The sequence below is a fragment of the Tessaracoccus sp. MC1627 genome (assembly GCF_014164725.1).
GTDB lineage: Bacteria > Actinomycetota > Actinomycetes > Propionibacteriales > Propionibacteriaceae > Arachnia.
Map to the genome: position 1 here is coordinate 113,102 of NZ_JACJGA010000002.1, position 15,894 is coordinate 128,995.

At 67.6% G+C, this 15,894-nt stretch carries 16 protein-coding genes; 4 read left to right on the forward strand and 12 right to left on the reverse strand.

Annotated elements, in window-relative coordinates; all coding sequences use genetic code 11:
• Window positions 1-128: 128 nt before the first annotated feature.
• From H5399_RS05625 to H5399_RS05635, 3 genes are read right to left on the reverse strand one after another with little or no spacing between them, the layout of a single operon-like run.
• Window positions 129-1,049, reverse strand: coding sequence for a cation diffusion facilitator family transporter (locus H5399_RS05625; protein WP_182782060.1), 921 nt, complete (start codon window positions 1,047-1,049; stop codon window positions 129-131).
• On the reverse strand, window positions 1,046-3,046 hold the full coding sequence (locus tag H5399_RS05630; RefSeq protein WP_182782061.1) for a cation-translocating P-type ATPase: 2,001 nt from the start codon (window positions 3,044-3,046) through the stop codon (window positions 1,046-1,048). Before H5399_RS05630 ends, H5399_RS05625 begins: the two co-directional genes overlap by 4 nt.
• Window positions 3,043-3,456 carry a helix-turn-helix transcriptional regulator gene (locus H5399_RS05635; RefSeq protein ID WP_182782062.1) on the reverse strand — a complete coding sequence of 138 codons (414 nt, stop codon included), beginning with the start codon at window positions 3,454-3,456 and terminating at the stop codon, window positions 3,043-3,045. The genes H5399_RS05630 and H5399_RS05635 overlap by 4 nt, the downstream gene beginning before the upstream one ends.
• Before the next feature lie 194 nt (window positions 3,457-3,650).
• Between H5399_RS05635 and H5399_RS05640 the strand changes: the two genes are divergently transcribed.
• The gene (locus tag H5399_RS05640; RefSeq protein ID WP_182782063.1) at window positions 3,651-4,265 is read left to right on the forward strand and encodes a CueP family metal-binding protein; all 615 of its coding nucleotides are present in this window, start codon (window positions 3,651-3,653) and stop codon (window positions 4,263-4,265) included.
• 184 nt (window positions 4,266-4,449) lie between these two features.
• On the opposite strand, the gene H5399_RS05645 is transcribed toward H5399_RS05640, so the two are convergent.
• From H5399_RS05645 to H5399_RS05680, 8 genes are all read right to left on the reverse strand, one after another.
• The gene (locus tag H5399_RS05645; protein ID WP_068752804.1) at window positions 4,450-4,665 is read right to left on the reverse strand and encodes a hypothetical protein; all 216 of its coding nucleotides are present in this window, start codon (window positions 4,663-4,665) and stop codon (window positions 4,450-4,452) included.
• A 425-nt stretch (window positions 4,666-5,090) separates the two neighbouring features.
• A complete protein-coding gene (locus H5399_RS05650) occupies window positions 5,091-6,224 on the reverse strand; it encodes a HAMP domain-containing sensor histidine kinase (RefSeq protein WP_068752803.1) in 1,134 nt (377 codons plus the stop codon).
• A complete protein-coding gene (locus tag H5399_RS05655) occupies window positions 6,221-6,940 on the reverse strand; it encodes a response regulator (protein WP_370585716.1) in 720 nt (239 codons plus the stop codon). Before H5399_RS05655 ends, H5399_RS05650 begins: the two co-directional genes overlap by 4 nt.
• A gap of 2 nt (window positions 6,941-6,942) precedes the next feature.
• On the reverse strand, window positions 6,943-7,509 hold the full coding sequence (locus H5399_RS05660; RefSeq protein WP_220490868.1) for a hypothetical protein: 567 nt from the start codon (window positions 7,507-7,509) through the stop codon (window positions 6,943-6,945).
• Between the two features lie 164 nt (window positions 7,510-7,673).
• Window positions 7,674-7,934 carry an SHOCT domain-containing protein gene (locus H5399_RS05665; protein ID WP_182782064.1) on the reverse strand — a complete coding sequence of 87 codons (261 nt, stop codon included), beginning with the start codon at window positions 7,932-7,934 and terminating at the stop codon, window positions 7,674-7,676.
• Window positions 7,935-8,138: 204 nt separating this feature from the next.
• Complete coding sequence (locus tag H5399_RS05670; protein WP_182782065.1) at window positions 8,139-9,596, reverse strand: 4Fe-4S binding protein; 1,458 nt, start codon at window positions 9,594-9,596, stop codon at window positions 8,139-8,141.
• Window positions 9,596-10,141, reverse strand: a complete 546-nt coding sequence (locus H5399_RS05675; protein WP_182782066.1) for a hypothetical protein — start codon at window positions 10,139-10,141, stop codon at window positions 9,596-9,598. Before H5399_RS05675 ends, H5399_RS05670 begins: the two co-directional genes overlap by 1 nt.
• Window positions 10,142-10,399: 258 nt before the next feature.
• Window positions 10,400-10,789 carry a heavy metal-responsive transcriptional regulator gene (locus H5399_RS05680; RefSeq protein WP_182782067.1) on the reverse strand — a complete coding sequence of 130 codons (390 nt, stop codon included), beginning with the start codon at window positions 10,787-10,789 and terminating at the stop codon, window positions 10,400-10,402.
• A gap of 101 nt (window positions 10,790-10,890) precedes the next feature.
• On the opposite strand from H5399_RS05680, the gene merA reads away from it, so the two are divergent.
• The gene (gene merA / locus H5399_RS05685) at window positions 10,891-12,261 is read left to right on the forward strand and encodes a mercury(II) reductase (protein WP_220490887.1); all 1,371 of its coding nucleotides are present in this window, start codon (window positions 10,891-10,893) and stop codon (window positions 12,259-12,261) included.
• A 269-nt stretch (window positions 12,262-12,530) separates the two neighbouring features.
• On the opposite strand, the gene H5399_RS05690 is transcribed toward merA, so the two are convergent.
• Window positions 12,531-13,655: a beta-propeller fold lactonase family protein gene (locus H5399_RS05690; protein ID WP_182782069.1), complete on the reverse strand. Its 1,125-nt coding sequence runs from the start codon at window positions 13,653-13,655 to the stop codon at window positions 12,531-12,533.
• Window positions 13,656-14,483: 828 nt separating this feature from the next.
• Here H5399_RS05690 and H5399_RS05695 point away from each other — a divergent pair.
• Together H5399_RS05695 and arsD are read left to right on the forward strand one after the other, a co-directional pair.
• Window positions 14,484-15,443 (forward strand): hypothetical protein, encoded by a 960-nt coding sequence (locus tag H5399_RS05695; protein WP_182782070.1) that lies wholly within the window; start codon window positions 14,484-14,486, stop codon window positions 15,441-15,443.
• A gap of 66 nt (window positions 15,444-15,509) precedes the next feature.
• The gene (arsD, locus tag H5399_RS05700; RefSeq protein ID WP_182782071.1) at window positions 15,510-15,887 is read left to right on the forward strand and encodes an arsenite efflux transporter metallochaperone ArsD; all 378 of its coding nucleotides are present in this window, start codon (window positions 15,510-15,512) and stop codon (window positions 15,885-15,887) included.
• Window positions 15,888-15,894 lie beyond the last annotated feature (7 nt).

Consider the following 15,894-nt stretch of genomic DNA (forward strand, 5'->3'; position numbering starts at 1 on the left):
TTGATTCTCGGCGGTGGATGGGCGCCCTCGGGGAGGTGTGCGATGCCCGATCCTACGTCCTTCCGCCGTGTTCACGGCGTCGACTGCCAGCCTTCGTCGGGGCCAACCGGATTCCCATGAGCGTTGTTTCAGTGGTGTGAGTGGCGTTCCAGTGCGCTATGGGAGGGGGCTTCGATCTGGAAGGTGGAGTGTTCGACGCTGACGTCGAAGTGTTCGGCGACGCAGGTTTGGAGGTCCCGAAGCTTCTGGGAGACGTGCCCCTGCGTGAAGCAGGATTCGTCGACGACGACATGGGCGGTGAGGACCGGTAGCCCGGTGGCGATGGTGGAGGCGTGCAGGTCGTGCACCCCGATCACGTGCGGGACCTGAAGGATGTGCCGGCGGACGTCGTCGAGCTTCAGGCCTCTGGGGGTGGATTCGAGCAGGATCCCCCCGGCTTCCTTGAGGATCGTGATCGCGCGGGGGACGATCAGGGCGGCGATCAGCATCCCGGCGATGGCGTCGATCCGGGTCCATCCGGTGAGCGAGATGACGATCGCGCTGATAATGACCGCCACGGATCCGAGGGCGTCGTTGACCACTTCGAGGAACGCGGCACGCATGTTGAGATTCGCGGCGCGGCCCGCGCCCAGGACGAGCATGGCGACGATGTTGCCGACGAGTCCGACGATCCCGAACACGAGCAACCCGCCAGCGGTGACCTCTGCCGGGTCGAAGAGCCGACGGACGCCCTCGATGAATGCGTAGATCCCGACGGCGAGGAGGATCGCGGACTGGGCGCCGGCAGCAAGCACCTCTGCTCGTCGGTAACCCCAGGTCCGCTCTGGTGTGGGTGGCCGCAGGGCCAGGGAGGCGGCGATCAGTGCCATCAGCAGGCCGGAGGCGTCGGTGAGCATATGCCCGGCGTCGACGAGGAGGGCGAGGCTGTTGGTCCACCATGCGCCGATGACCTCGGCGATCAGGATGGTGGCGGTGATCCCGAACGCGATCGCCAGCCTGGTCCGGTTGGTCCCCGGATTCGCGTGGGTGTGGTCGTGGGTGTCGCTCATGCTGGGACCATCGCGGGTTCTGACCGACGGATAGGTGCGGTGATCGGGGGCAGGGCGGTGCTGCGTCCTGCCCGGATGCCGTTGCCGATCACGAATACCTCCGCGACTTCGTGGACGAGGACGACGGCTGCCAACCCGAGTACTCCGAAGAGCCCGACTGGGATGAGGATCGTGATGAGTGCGATCGAGAGGATCACGTTCTGGAGCATGATGCGACGGGTACGTCGGGCGTGGTCCAGCGCGTGGGGGAGCAGCCGTAGGTCGTCGCCCATCAGCGCCACGTCGGCGGTCTCGATGGCCACGTCGGTGCCCATCGCCCCCATCGCGATGCCGAGGTCGGCGGTGGCGAGCGCGGGGGCGTCGTTGACGCCGTCGCCGACCATCGCTGTCGAGTGGCCTTCCCGGCGGAGCCGCTCGATGATCGCGGACTTGTCCTCGGGGCGCAGGTCGGCGTACACCTCGCTGATCCCGGCCTCCCGTGCGATGGCGCGCGCGGTTGCGCCGTTGTCGCCGGTGAGCATGACGATGGTGTAGCCGTCCGCGCGGAGTTGCGCGATGACTTCGGGGGCTTCGGGGCGTAGTTCGTCGCGGACGGCGATCGCTCCTACGGGGATGCCGTCGACTTCCACGATGACTGCGGTGGCGCCGGCGTCCTGCATGCGGGTCACGTGCGCGGTCAGTGGGCCGGGGTCGATCCAACCGGGGCGTCCCAGCCGGAGGCTGCGCCCGTCCATGCGGCCGGTGAGCCCGGATCCGACCTCGGCGGTCACCTCATCGGCTGCGCGCACGTCGTCGGCGGCTGCCAGGATTGCGCGGGCGAGCGGGTGTTCGCTTCGCGCCTCGAGCGCGGCGGCCAGGCCGAGTACTTCGGCTGGGCAGTAGCCGTCGGCGGGTGCGACGTCGGCGACGGCCGGCTGGTTGCGGGTCAGGGTGCCGGTCTTGTCCAGGGCGATGGTGCGGACCTTGCCGAGGCTCTCCAGTGCGGCGCCCCCCTTGATCAGGATCCCGCGACGGCTGGCCGCGCCGATGGACGCCACCGCGGTCACGGGAACGGAGATCGCCAGCGCACACGGGGAGGCGGCCACCACCATCACCAGGGCCCGCTGCAGCCACACCGCCGGTTCCCCGAGCAGGAAGCCCGCCATGACGGTCAGGGTGGCGGCGATCAGGATGCCCGGCACCAGGGGCGTGGCGATCCGGTCGGCCAGCCGCTGCGTGTCGCCCTTCCGGGACTGCTCGGCCTCCACGATGTGCACGATCCGGGCAAGAGAGTTGTCCCTGGCCGCGGCCGTGACCTCGACCTCGAGGACGCCGGAGCCGTTGACGGAACCGGCGAACACGGGGTCCCCTGGGCCCACCTCGACGGGCATCGATTCGCCGGTGATGGCGGAGGTGTCCACCGCCGTCCTGCCGGCCCGGATGTCACCGTCGGTGGCCACCCGCTCGCCCGGCTTCACGATCATCAGATCCCCGACCACCAGATCGTCGGGGCTCAGCACCACATCCCGACCGTTGCGCCTGATCGTCGCCTCACGCGGAACCAGACCCAGCAGCGCCCGCAACCCGCGTCTGGTCTTGGCCAGCGAGTAGTCCTCCAAACCTTCGGCCAGGGAGAACAGGAAGGCCAGCATCGCGGCCTCCTCGACCTGGCCCAGGGCGGTGGCGCCGACGGCGCCGATCGTCATCAGCAGCCCAACCCCGAGCTTGCCGCGGGCCAGCCTCCTCAGGGCTCCCGGCACGAACGTCGACGCCCCCACCAGCAGCGCCGCGACGCTCAGCACGAGCTCCGCGACCTCCCAGCCAAGCAGGCCGGAGATGAATCCCGCCAGCAGCAAAACGCCGGAGACCAGACCGAACTGGATGTCACGGACCTGCCACAGATGCTCCACCGCGTCGTCATCATCTCTGATGGCGCCTGCGGGTGCCTCGCACCCGCAGGCGCTCTCGCTGTTTGCGGTGTTCCCGTGTTCGCGTCCGCTGATCGCTGGCCTGTTCATCGCTGGGCCTCCGCCCCGTGGGCCTTCAACAGATCGGGGGAGGGGTTCGTGGTGGTGCCGACCCCATAGTTCGGACACAGCGCCACAGCCTGCCCGCTCGACTCAAGCAGGCGCTCCGCGGCCGACAACATGGCCAGCAGTTCCGGGGCCGCCACCAGCGAGAAGACCGACGCGCGTCCCTCCGGCCGCGACGACACGAGGCCGCACTCTCGCAGACACGCCAGGTGGGCGCTCACCGTCGACTGCGCCAACCCGAGATGGGCAGTCAGATCCCGCACCCGATGCTCGCCCAACGTCAGGTGTTGAAGAATCGCCAGCCGCGAAGGATCGGACAAGCCGTGGAAGAAGGCAGCCGCCACCGACAGATCCCCGACTTCAGACACATCCTCGATCGTCGTTGTTATCGTCATGTGACGATGCTAACAGACGAGGATCGTGTCACTTTCGCCCCGCCACCTCGGGATCTTCTTGATCTAATCTTGACTAAGCGTGTGACTAGCGCACTCAGCGTTGCGGCATTCTGGTTGGACGACAAGTCCGAAACGGTGCCGCGGTACATCGCGGAACCACGACTTCCTTGAAGACACATAGCTCCTGGAGACCCATGCGCCGCCATCATCTGACCATTCGTATCGCTGTGCCGCTCGCCGCCGTCTTGGCGCTGTCGGCTTGCTCAACCCCGGAGGTTGCCGAGACCCCGCGAGATTCCGTGTCGACGGCGGCGCCGAGCGTCGCGGCGGGGGACGCGGGGGCGTTGCTTGCGGCGCACGGGTTGGTGGGGAAGAGCGGCGCCGAGGTCGTGGAGGCGCTCGACCGGCTCGACGCTCAGCGCCCGCTGCCGCTGGCCGCGTCGGTGCGCTACGACGAGGTACTGCTCAGCGACGGCACCATCGAGGCCTCGATGCCCCTCGACGGTGATGAGTTCTACCTGTCGATCGCGCCGTACGAGACCACCACTCATGAGTGCTACTTCCACAACCTCGGCACCTGCCGAGGGGAATTGGCTGAGGCGGACGTGAAGGTGACGATCACCACCGATTCAGGTGAGGTGCTCGTCGACGAGGACGCGACCACCTACGCCAACGGCTTCGTCGGTTTCTGGATCCCCAAGGACCTCGCGGGCGTCGTCGTCGTCACCAAGGACGGGAAGCGCGCCGAGAGCCGCTTCTCCTCCGACGCTGAGGGCCCCACCTGCCTGACCACCTTGCAGCTTCTATAGTCCTGGGGGTGAGCCCGCCGTGGACGCGCCTGGGGCCATCCCTGACCGTTGGTGAGGTGGTGACAGTGAGGGTTGGTTTCATCGCTCGTCGCGTCCTGATGCGGCGTTGCGGGCCTCGAGTCAGCGGGATCCCCGCCCGGGCTGGGTGCCTGGCGGGGATCGCGTGACGAGCCGACCGATCTGGTCAGGAGGAGTGGTGAGCCTCCATGCCGGAGAATCCCTGATGCATGCCGGGGTTGCGCGTGCCGTCGAAGCCCATGTCTGACTGGGCCATCATGCGGACGTGGCTGGCGAACTCGCGTCCGGTGGTGGGCTCGGCCGCTCCGGCGGTGGCGGCGGTCATCGCGACCACCGCCGCGGCGGCGGTAACGAGGGCAGCGATCTTGCGCGTGGTGATCATGTGGTCTCCTTCATGTCGGTGCCGGTCGATCCGGCCGATAAGACCACTGTCCCGCGACAATGTATAGATCCGTTCAACTATCCCCTCCGCTTTTGATCAAGAAGTCTGAGGGCCTGAGTCCCACGATTCAGAGTGGGGCTTGGGCAGGCGATCGGCGGCGACATCCTGGTGCTTGGCTCAACGCTCGTCGGTGTCTTGTTGCATCTGGGTGAGGAAGTGCTCGCCGCGTGCGGGGTAGGTGCGTGGACTCGGGTGAGCCTACTCTTCGCCAGGGCCAACTCCCGGACGGGCCTGGCCTGAGCTTTCTGGTCGTAGCCACCTGTATCCCAAGCCAGAAGCAGGCGCCTCCTGTCCCTCCACCATGCTGAGCCACTCCACGGGTGGATCAAGGCTCAGGGAGTTGGTGTTGCTAGTTCCGCCTGCCTTCAGTGGCGGGTTCGCCGGGAACCGCTGGCAGGGAGGGTGATCGTGAATCGGGCGCCGGTGCCGGGGCCGGCACTGTCCGCGGTGAGGGTCCCGTGGTGGGCCTCGACGATGGCGCGGGCGATGGTCAGCCCAAGGCCGGAGCCAGGGCTGTCCGCAGCCTTCGCGAAGCGGCGAAAGATCTGCCCCGCTTCGGCCGGGGTGAGGCCGATGCCGGTGTCGGTCACTGTGATGACCGCCGCGTCCCCGGACGGGCTGGGCCGACCGGCCATGGTGACGGTGCCGCCGGCCGGGGTGCAGCGGAGCGCGTTGTCGAGCAGGCTGCCGAGGACTTCCTGGATTCGTTCGGGGTCGACCAGCACGCGAGGAGTGCTGTCAGCGACGGAGGCGTCAAGCCGGACGCCGGCGGACCGGTAGCACTCCGAATGCGCCCCAACGGCCGCGTCGATCAAGCTGGGGACAGGAACGGGTTCGGCGCTGAGGAGCAGTTGACGTTCCTCGGCGCGGGAGACGACCTCGAGGTCGGCGACGAGGCGGCGGAGCCGGGTGCTCTGGGCGGCGAGGGTGTCCCAGGTTTGGTGGTCGGCGGGCAGCACGTCGTCGCGGACGGCCTCGATGGTGGCTTCGATGGAGGCGATGGGCGTGCGGAGCTGGTGGGCCAGGTCGGCGGTGAGTGCGCGGCGGGTGTCCTCGGTGGCCTGGAGTCGCTCGGCCAGCTCGTTGACCGACGCGGCCAGGGTGGCGAACTCGGGGCCCATACCGGGATCGAGCACGCGGGCGTCCAGGTCTCCGTCCGCCAGTCGACGGCTGGTGTCAGCCGCGTCCCACACAGGAGCGGCGAGCCGGCGGGCCACCACCCAGCTGATTGTTGCGGCCGTGAACGCCGCGGCAGCGATGCCGATCCCCACGGCCACGAGGACGGCGTCCTGAACCGCCATGAGAATGTGTTGGAGGGCGTCTGAGTCGGTCGCGACGCCCGCCCTGTCCAGGTGGAGCTGGAACACCGACGGGGTGACCAGGAGCACCACTACGAGCACTGTGCCGGCGCCGGCCAGGATGACGAGCACGTTGTTGAGGAGGAGTCGGGGGGCCAGGGCGAGTCGTGCCAGTCGCGGCTCCTTTCGGTGGGCGGTCATCCCGGGCCCATCCGATAGCCGACCCCACGGACGGTGAGCACGTAGCGGGCGTCGCGGGGGTCGTCACCGAGCTTGCGACGCAGGTGGCCGACGTGGATGTCGACAAGGTGCTCGTCGCTCGCGGCCGAGCCCGTCGTGTCCTTCCAGACGCGGTCGAGCAACTGTTGGCGGGTGAACACGATGCGGGGACTCCCGCTCAACGCCTCCAGCAGGTCGTACTCGGTGCGCGTCAACGCCACCAGTGAGCCGGCAACCCGCACTTCGCGCGCCGGAACGTCCACCGTCAGGTCCCCGAAGACGCGTGCCTCCGGGGCTTCCTGTGCCGTGGCGCCGGCTGGGGTCCGCGGTCGCCGTAGCAGCGTCCTGACCCGCGCGACCAGTGCTCGGGCGGAGAAGGGTTTGGTGACGTAGTCGTCGGCTCCCACCGCGAGCCCGATGAGCATGTCCACCTCGTCGGCGCGCGCGGTCAACATCAGGACGTAGCAGCTGCTGAACGTCCGCAGCTGCCGGCACACCTCGACGCCGTCCATGCCGGGCAGCCCCAGGTCGAGCACAACCACGTCAGGCTCTGATTCCCGCGCGAGGGTGAGCGCCGTCTCGCCGTCGCCGGCGGTGCGCACGGTGAACCCATCCGTGGTCAGGTAGCCCTCCACCACCCTGACCAGGCTGGGTTCGTCGTCGACCACCAGGACGCTCGGCTGCTTGTCAGAACCCACGCTCAAGAGTCCTCCTCCGCGACGAACTCGCCGTGCCACGTGTGGTACCAGACTGCCCCGGTGGTGGCGTTGACCGACAGCATGCCCACTGTCTTACCGCCCGAGGCGGAGTCGAGGGTGTAGTACCCCGGATACTCCATGGCCATCCCCGCCGCCGTCTCGCCGGCGGCATTGGCCTGCAGCCATCGGTCGGCGATCGCGACGGCCTCATCCGCGGACAGGGCCGCGGTCCGGCTGCCGGTGTTCCACATCATGGCCGGCCCGTACTCGGTGGACACCGCGCCGGTGGCCGGGTCCACGAGCACCTCGGTGGTGGCCTCACCGGAGGCGTTCCTCAACTCGACGTAGAAGTTGTTGGTGAACTGCATCACCTCGCCCGGTATGAGCCCACTGACCGCCGCGGCCTGCGTGGCACGAGCCCTGGCCTGGGTCATGGTGTCGACCCGGACCCCGTCGCCGGCCAGCCACACCCCGCCGCCCATCATGGAGCCGCTCATCATGGAGCCGCCCCCAGCGCCCATCATTCCGCCCGACGGTCCGCCCCACCCGCGACCGTTGGCTCGCATCATCGGACCATGCCCGTCCCAGTTCGGCGTGATACCGGCAGCGCCAGGGTAAGGGCGAGCACCTCCCCAAGCGGCAAAGACGACCGAGGCTACGAACAGCACGCTCGCGACCACCAACACCAGCCACGCCAGCCAGCGTGGGCCGGCCTGAGTCAGGCCCCGCCCAGTCATCGGCGTTCACCCCGGGCCGAGGCCAGCGCAGCCCGCTGCACCTGATACGTCTCGACGTCAATCTCGCCGCGGGCGAACCGACGGTCCAGGATCTCCTCCGGCGTCTCCGGCCCGGGCTGCATGCCGCCACCGTAGGGGCGCGTCGGCAAGAGCCTAGTCACCGCCCACACCACCAGACCAATCAGCACCGCCCACAGCAGCACCATGCCGAGCATGCCGCCCCACCCCATCCCGCCAAAACCGCCGTAACCCATCATGTCTATCCTCCAGGACCGAGTGGGTGGTCCCGTGACCACCCGATGGAACCAGCTTGACGGTCACATGTAAGGATCATCGCGCCGGTGAAGTAAAGATTTCCTCAACACCCATGCCCTAGTCGTTGTGCTCATCAGGAGTTCCTCCGGGAAGGTCGGGTAGGGGAGATGGTGTCAGGCGTGGGTGCGGGTCCAGACGGCGGCCCCTTACATGCGGTGCGCCATGGGCAGCAGGAAGAGGCCGATGTTGACCGCACCGAGGAACGCGATCAGTACGCCCATCGGCACGAAGGTGCTTGTCCGGCGCTTCTGCGTCTGGTAGCGGCGGCGGGTGATGCGCCGCGCGGTGTAGAGGGATCCGGCGATGCCCAACGCCAGCAGGGCGAACTGCAGGATCTGGATGGTGAAGGTGCTGGCCAGCGCCGGCGACCCGGCGCCGTAGCTGATGCCGAACAGCGCAGCGACGGTGGCGATCACCGATCCGCCCTCGGCCAGCAGGTGGAACAGGTTGTGGGCGATGTGGCCGGCGACGTCGAGTGGGATGAGGGCGTAGCCGAATCGGGCGAAGTTCCTCATCGTTGTCTCGAGGTTGCGGCCCGCCGCCAGACGCGACGCGCCGGCGAGGAGACCGACCGGGAGGCTGACCGCGACGGCGAACGCGACGGTGAAGATCAGGGCGTAGTTCGTGATGCCGGTGGTGGCCTCCAGCCACGCCAGCGCCACGTTCCACACCTCCAGCATGGTGACGTTCTGCACGATCACGATGCCCATGATCGCCATCGCGAGGAACGACTCCTCCATTGATGGCTTGTTGACGAACCACAGCTCGCTGGTCGGCTTCCGCAGGCGAACCTGGATCGCATCATTGGGGCAGGCCTTGATGCAGTTGGCGCACAGGTTGCAGTTGGCGTTGGTGTCCATGGTGCGGGGGAACGTGAACAGTGGGCAGCCCGCGACCTTCTCGTTGCCGTTGTAGCACGCGGCCCGCGCCTTGCAGGTGCGGCAGATGCCCTCGTCGGCGCGAAGCTCGACCATGCCGGTCCGGGCGTAGTTGCCCGACAGGCCGCCCAGGAAGCACAGGTAGCGGCAGAACGTGCGCCGTTGGAACAGGGCACCGGAGACGATCACGGCACTGGTGAGCAGGAGGAGCAGCACACCCGAGCCCCACGGCGACTCCACGATGCCCCACACATGATCAGCCCAGGTGATCAGCAGGAAGGAGGCGTCGATGATCCAGATGCCATACCTCTTCAGGAATGCCGGGACGGGCTGGTTCACGCCCACCAGCTTCTGGACCTGGTCGGACAGCCATCCGAACGGGCACACCGCGCACCAGAACCTGCCGAGCAGGACGAACACGATCGGGATCAGCGGCCACCACAGCACCCACATCAACGCGGTGCCGGCGTTGTCGTGGGCGGAGTCCGGACCCACCAGCAACTGGTAGGCCACCAGCCCGAACACCATTGCCACCGGGACCTGAATGATGCCGGGGTAGAGCCTGCTCCGCAGCACCCGCGCCACCCACGGGATACTCATCAGGTTCCGACCCACAGGCGGGGGAGTGAGGTCCGGCTTCTCGTCCAGGTCGATGAACACCGGACCAGGCCCGTCCCCGGGTTTCTCGCCAGGGCCGTCGAGTTTCGGCAAAGTGGGGGCGCTCATCAGGATTCCTTCGCGGCGGTGCGGGTGTTGGTGGTCAGTGCGGCGGCGCACGCGTCACGGCGGCGCTTGTGGTCGGGGGCCTTCTTCCGGCGCAACAGGGCCGCGTACAGCATGACCGCGCCGTTGAACACGGCGAACCCGCCCAACACCAGAGCCCGAGGCCGCTCCACCGGAGGAGCCTCGCTGTGCTCCTCGGCGGCGCCGCCGCCATGCTCCTCAGCCGCGGCCTCATCGCCGGCCGCCGACGTCTGCTCCCCGGACGCAGCATTGTGGCCCTCGCCATGCTCAGAGTGCTCATCGGGAGCCGGGACGGGCAGCGCTGAGGACGTCACGGGTGCCGGGGTCGAGCCGGGTGCGCTCCCCTCCACTGCCGCCTCGTGTCCATGCCCAGAGGGCTGGTCACCGACCACGCCGGGTTGGCTGCTGGTCGTCGGGGTCGCGGTGGGAGGTTCGGTCGCCTCGTTCGCCACAGCCTGCGGGGAGAGACTGATCATCGCCCACACGACCACGGCGACGGCTGCGGCGGTGCTCAACAACCGGCGCATTCAGAAACTCCTCGGGATGGATGACCGCCCCATCCTCACCGACCGCCACCGACCCGATTCGCCAGAATCCCGGTTCTGAAGAGCATCTTGAGAAGACCTTGACCAAGACTGTACCTAGCCGTCGACAAGCCCCGCAGAAGTAACCAGATCCGTCGGCTCTCGGAGGGTCTCCTCGGCAATCACGGCGTACCGATGACACTGCCGCGGCGCTGGGTTCATTCCCGAGCTGCGGAAGGCAGGCAGCGCAGCCGACCAGGCTCAGAGGTATCGGCAGATCGTTTCGGGTGCGCAGGCCTCCGAAGTTGTCTGTGCCGCATGCGCTCGAAGCCCGGAGATGGTGGCACGCAGAAGATTGAGCCGCGCGAGCTGCTTTTCGATGTCGACCAGCTGGCGGTCAAGCAAGTCCCGAACATGCGCGCAGGGCGAGCCCCCCGCATCTCGAACATCGAGGATCTTCGCGATTTGCGCGAGGGTCAGACCCGCCGCGCGGGCCCGGTCGATGAACTGGAGCCGTTGCACCGCGCCATCGTCGTAGCTGCGGTACCCAGAGGCCGTCCTCACGGCGGGCGGCAACAGCCCACGCTCCTCGTAATATCGCAGCGTCGACGGCCTCGTCCCCGCCTTCTCTGCCAGCTCGCCGATCAGCATCCCGCACCTCCACGCCGGCTTGACCTTCAAGCATGCTTGAAGGTCCATTCTGACCGAATGTGGCCGCAGGGGCGGCCGACCCGGAGGAGACATTCATGACGCTGCACAACGAGTTCGATCTTGCGGTGATCGGCACAGGCGGGGCGGCGATGTCAGCCGCCATCCATGCTCGACTTGAAGGGGCCAGCGTGGTCGCGATCGAGTCGGGAACACTCGGCGGGACCTGCGTGAACGTGGGCTGTGTACCCTCGAAAACCCTCCTTGCGGCCGCGCACACCCGCCACGCGGCCCTCTCGAACCCGTTCCCCGCCGTCCCCACGTCCTCCGGCACTGTCGACCTCGTCGCGCTCATGCGGCAGAAGGAAGACCTGGTCGGCATGCTCCGCCAGACCAAATACGCAGACGTCGCCGCCGCGTACGGGTTCGACATCCTCGCCGGGATCGCGTCGTTCACCGACCCGGCAACCCTCCTCGTCGGCAGGCGACCGGTCCACGCCGGGGCGTATCTCGTGGCCACCGGCGCCGAACCTCACGTGCCGGCGATCCCCGGCCTCGAGCACGTCGACTACCTCACGTCGACCACCGCAATGGCACTCACCGCACTGCCCGCCTCGCTGGTGGTGATCGGCGGCGGCTTCGTCGGGCTCGAACAAGCCCAACTCTTCTCCCGCCTCGGTGTCCAGGTCACCATCGTCGGCCGGCTCGCCCCGCATGCCGAGCCTGAATCGTCCTCCGCGCTCCGCAAAGCCTTTGAGGCCGAGGGGATCACCGTCATCGACGACCGCGCCGTCGCGGTCACCCAAGACCAAGCCCGGGTGCGGGTGCGCACCCGCACAGCGAGAGAGGCCGCCGGTGAACGCGTCCTCATCGCCACGGGCCGCACCCCGCGTACCCACGGACTCAACCTCGCAAGCGCGGGCATCGCAACCGACGACCGCGGCTTCGTCAGCGTCGACGAACACCAGCGGACCACAAACCCGGCCGTGTTCGCCGCCGGTGACGTCACCGACGCGCCCCAGTACGTGTACGTCGCCGCCATGGCCGGGAAGAGCGCAGCACGCAACGCTCTGGGCCACCATGAGCACCTCGATTACGCCGGGATGCCCACCGTACTGTTCACCTCACCACAGCTCGCCTCCGCCGGGATGACCGAAGCCGACGCCATCGCCACCGGCTACCGGTGCGCCTGCCGCTACCTGCCACTGTCCGACGTTCCCCGGGCCATCACCAACCACAACACCCGCGGCGGCATCAAGATCGTCGCCGACGCCGACACCGACAAAGTCCTCGGCATCCACGCCCTCGCCGACACCGCCGGCGAAATGATGCTCGCCGCCACCTACGCCATCAAAGCCGGATTCACCGTCACCCAACTCGCCGACACCTGGGCCCCTTACCTCACCATGGCCGAAGGCATCCGCCTCACAGCGAACCTCTTCCGCAACGAACTCCCCACTTCGTGCTGCGCCTGAAACACGCGACAGTCCAGCCCAGCAAACCGCGGACATTTGGGCCCATCGCCGGTCCCCGCCACCTCCAAGCAGTAGTGACTCGGCCCTCTTCGTCCAGCTGATACCGGGCGACCCTCCGGGAACGGATCCGCTCGAAAGTCGTGCGGGGACATGGACACCGGTCGAGCGCTCGCCGATCAGCGTAGATGTCGGGGGATTGCACGGCTGATCAGCACTTCCTGGGGTGAGGACGCACCGCCGATCAGGATGGGGCCCAACAGCTGGGGTGGTCAGTGCTCCGCGTGGTTGCCCTCGGCACCGGTGGCGTAGTCGGGGACGCTGACGCTGATAGTGGCGGGTCCGGGCGTCGGCGGTTGCGGGCTGTAGCTGATGCCATTTGGCTTGTCGCCCACAGCCACAGTCGAGACGGTCTGGTTGGTCGACAGGTCGATCACGGACACGGTGTCGTCATAGAGGTTGGTCACCCAGGCCCGCTGCCCGGTCGGTTCGATAACCACCCCGTGCGGGCCAGCCCCGGCAGGGATGGTGGCCTCGATGGTCATGGAGGCCGGGTCGATCACGGACACGGTACTGCCAGGGGCGCCCTCGGTTCCCTGGTCGGCCGACAGCAGGCGGGTCCCGTCCGCGGTCAGGTACAGCTGGACCGGTGGCGACGGAACCGACACCGATCCCGTGACCTTCCGCTCCACCAGGTCGACCTTCACCACGGAACTGGACCCGACCAGGCTCACGTAGGCGTACCGCCCGTCCGGTGCGACAGCGACCTGCGGAGGGGAGTCCCCGACCGGAATCGTCGCGGTGACTTCATAGGTGTCAGTGTCGATCACGTCGACAGTGCCGGCCGTGGTGTTGGCCACGACCACCGCCGCACCGTCCGGGGTGGGACGCAGGCCGTGCGGCCCGGCACTGAGGTCAACGGTGGCCCGGAGCTCCAGCGACTCGGCGTCGTAGACGCTCAGCGTGTCATCCCCCGAGTTCGTGACAAGGACCTGCTCACCATCAGGACTGACGACCACATGCGCAGGGCTCACACCGGTCGGAGCGGTGCCCAGAAGCTCGTAGGTCGCGGCATCCAGCGCCACCACAGCGTTGGCATGACCACTGACAGCCCAGACCGTGCCCCCATCAGGGCTCACCTGAACATTGTGAGGACTCTCGATCCCGCTCACCGTGGTCACCACGACACCTGTGTCCGCGTCGATAGCCGACAAGGAATCACCGTCCTCGTTGGCAACCCACACCGTGCCCCGGATCGCCATCGGTTCTTGGGATCCGGCGCCTCCCTCACCGGCAGCGCCCTCATCGCTCTGCGTAGCGGCGGCACTGCTCAACGGCGCAGCCGAACCAGCAGCCGGTGCATCCTGCCCACAGGCAGTCAGCGTCAAGGCGGCCATCACAAGAACGGTGAGGAACAGGGGGCGGCGCAGACCGCCATGGCGAACGAACACGGATTTCTCCTAAGAACATGTAGAAATGTAGGACCACTATGACGCCCCAGTCGTCTGCCTTCGATGCTCATCCGGTCAAGGTTCCGTCAAGGACACATCGCCTACCCGGGGAAGTCGGGGAAGTCCCGCGAAGCATTGGTTCTCGCGCTGGGCGGTGGCAAGCCGCTCTACCTCTGACGCCGCAGATCGACCCGCGTATTACATCGGATCACCCAGAGAATCCGGTGAGCGTCGGCTGCCGACGGCGACAGCAGCTCGTCTCCTGCGACGACGTGCCGCTGCCGCCGCGCGAGTGGAGTCACGACCGCCGCGGCCTGAGTTCCGCGCGTGGTGTGAACCTGCCGACCTCTGAAACCACGATCTGCAGCTGATGGCCCAGTGTGGCCACGCAGGTCGCTGGACCCCAGGACGGTCACAGTCACACCCAGGCCGGTTGGCGCGTCGGGGTTCGCGCCCCACTCCCTGCGGGCGGCATTCGTCACGTAGGCCGGGAAACGTGACGCCACCTCACCGCAAGATCGCCGCCAGACCCGCCTGGGTTCCATCGGCATCAACACCCGAGGACGCCTGGGAGGAACACACCGCCACCCAACTCCCTGATGTGCAAGGTCGTGCCCTGCGGTGCTCAAGCCGTCGAATGTCAACCCGGGTCGGGCTCCGAGGCTCGGCCACGGACACTCGCCGACCTCACTCTCATGCTTGATATGTGGGTGATCTTCTGATTGACCGGCGCCTCTGTGGTGGGGGTGTCAGGATCGGGTGGAGGTGCCCTCAATGTCGCTGTTGCCGTGTTTGCTCCCTGCTGCTGATCGGGTGACGGGGGCGCCGCCGGGCAGCTTCGGTGACCCGTTGCTGGATGCCTATCTGGAGTTCCTGGTGGCTCGGGTGCGCCCGAACTCTGTGCTTGCTGCCTGGTATGACCTGAAGGTCTTCTTCGGCGTCGTGGGGAAGCCGGTGGTTGCGGTGACCCCGGCGGACGTGTTCGGGAGAGGAGAGTTGCTGGCCGATCCGATCCCCGACACCGTCGCCGCCTTACTCGCCGCCGCCGGCGGCACCATCAGAATGGCGACCATCGCACCGGAACTCCCGGGCGCCATGGATGCGATTCAGGTGATGCTCGCCAACGGCTGCCTTCCGGCCATCGGTCATACCGCCGCCAGCTACAACATCACCAAGGCCGCCATCGAGGTGGGCGCTACAGGGGTCACCCACATCTTCAACGCGATGTCACCGCTGGGCCACCGCGACCCTGGGCCGATCCTGGCGTTCCTGGACGACTCGCGGACCACGGTCGAGTTGATCTTCGATGGCATCCACGTGAGTCCCGCACTGGCGGCCTACATGATGCGCCTGCTGCCGAACCGGGTCGTCCTGATCACCGATGCCATGGCGGCCGCCGGGGCCCCGGACGGCGATTACCAGCTGGGCGCTCTGCCGGTCGAGGTCAGCGATCGGGTGGCTCGACTGACCGGACTCGACACCATCGCCGGCAGCACCCTCACCCTCGACAGGGCGGTACGCAACGCCGTCGCCTACGGAATCCCGCTTGCCCAAGCGGTCCGCAGCGCCACCATCCTTCCCGCCGAGTACCCTCAACCTCCACAACGTCGGAAGAGTCGCAGCAGGAGCCAGAGCCGACCTGGTCGCCCTCGACGACGACGCGAACGTCACCAGGGTCATGTACGGCGGAACCTGGCAGTAGCGCCCACCGGCATGGCACCCCCGCCAGATTGACTTCCATCGATTCGACTAGGCTAGAGTTCACATCGACGGTCTTCGATGTGTCTTCGAGAGGAAATCATGGTCAATATCCGAGTTTTCGAGCCAGCGTTGTGCTGCAACACCGGGGTGTGTGGTGAGGACGTGGACCAGGCGTTGGTGAACTTCTCCGCCGACCTGGACTACGTGAAGCAACAGGGCGTCGACATCACCCGGCACAACCTGGCCAACGACCCGACGGCGTTCGTGGAGAGCCCAGCGGTGATGAGCTTCCTTCAGGCGGCCGGATCGGAGGGGCTTCCCCTGGTCCTGGTTGACGACGTGACCGTGCTGACCGGCAGTTACCCCACGCGTGAGATGCTCGCCCGCTACGCGGGCCTTGGCACACCCACTCTTCGTCCGCGTTTCAGCTTGGCCACCGTGGGTGGCGGCTCCTGCTGCGGCGGCGGCGGTTGCTGAGGCTGTG

Excerpts from the sequence above, each read along its gene's own strand:
- H5399_RS05625 (WP_182782060.1), bottom strand. The coding sequence starts at position 1,049 with ATGAGCGACACCCACGACCACACCCACGCGAATCCGGGGACCAACCGG.
- H5399_RS05630 (WP_182782061.1), bottom strand. The coding sequence starts at position 3,046 with ATGAACAGGCCAGCGATCAGCGGACGCGAACACGGGAACACCGCAAAC.
- H5399_RS05635 (WP_182782062.1), bottom strand. The coding sequence starts at position 3,456 with ATGACGATAACAACGACGATCGAGGATGTGTCTGAAGTCGGGGATCTG.
- H5399_RS05640 (WP_182782063.1), top strand. The coding sequence starts at position 3,651 with ATGCGCCGCCATCATCTGACCATTCGTATCGCTGTGCCGCTCGCCGCC.
- H5399_RS05645 (WP_068752804.1), bottom strand. The coding sequence starts at position 4,665 with ATGATCACCACGCGCAAGATCGCTGCCCTCGTTACCGCCGCCGCGGCG.
- H5399_RS05650 (WP_068752803.1), bottom strand. The coding sequence starts at position 6,224 with ATGACCGCCCACCGAAAGGAGCCGCGACTGGCACGACTCGCCCTGGCC.
- H5399_RS05660 (WP_220490868.1), bottom strand. The coding sequence starts at position 7,509 with ATGATGCGAGCCAACGGTCGCGGGTGGGGCGGACCGTCGGGCGGAATG.
- H5399_RS05665 (WP_182782064.1), bottom strand. The coding sequence starts at position 7,934 with ATGATGGGTTACGGCGGTTTTGGCGGGATGGGGTGGGGCGGCATGCTC.
- H5399_RS05670 (WP_182782065.1), bottom strand. The coding sequence starts at position 9,596 with ATGAGCGCCCCCACTTTGCCGAAACTCGACGGCCCTGGCGAGAAACCC.
- H5399_RS05675 (WP_182782066.1), bottom strand. The coding sequence starts at position 10,141 with ATGCGCCGGTTGTTGAGCACCGCCGCAGCCGTCGCCGTGGTCGTGTGG.
- H5399_RS05680 (WP_182782067.1), bottom strand. The coding sequence starts at position 10,789 with ATGCTGATCGGCGAGCTGGCAGAGAAGGCGGGGACGAGGCCGTCGACG.
- H5399_RS05690 (WP_182782069.1), bottom strand. The coding sequence starts at position 13,655 with ATGGCCGCCTTGACGCTGACTGCCTGTGGGCAGGATGCACCGGCTGCT.
- H5399_RS05695 (WP_182782070.1), top strand. The coding sequence starts at position 14,484 with ATGTCGCTGTTGCCGTGTTTGCTCCCTGCTGCTGATCGGGTGACGGGG.
- arsD (WP_182782071.1), top strand. The coding sequence starts at position 15,510 with ATGGTCAATATCCGAGTTTTCGAGCCAGCGTTGTGCTGCAACACCGGG.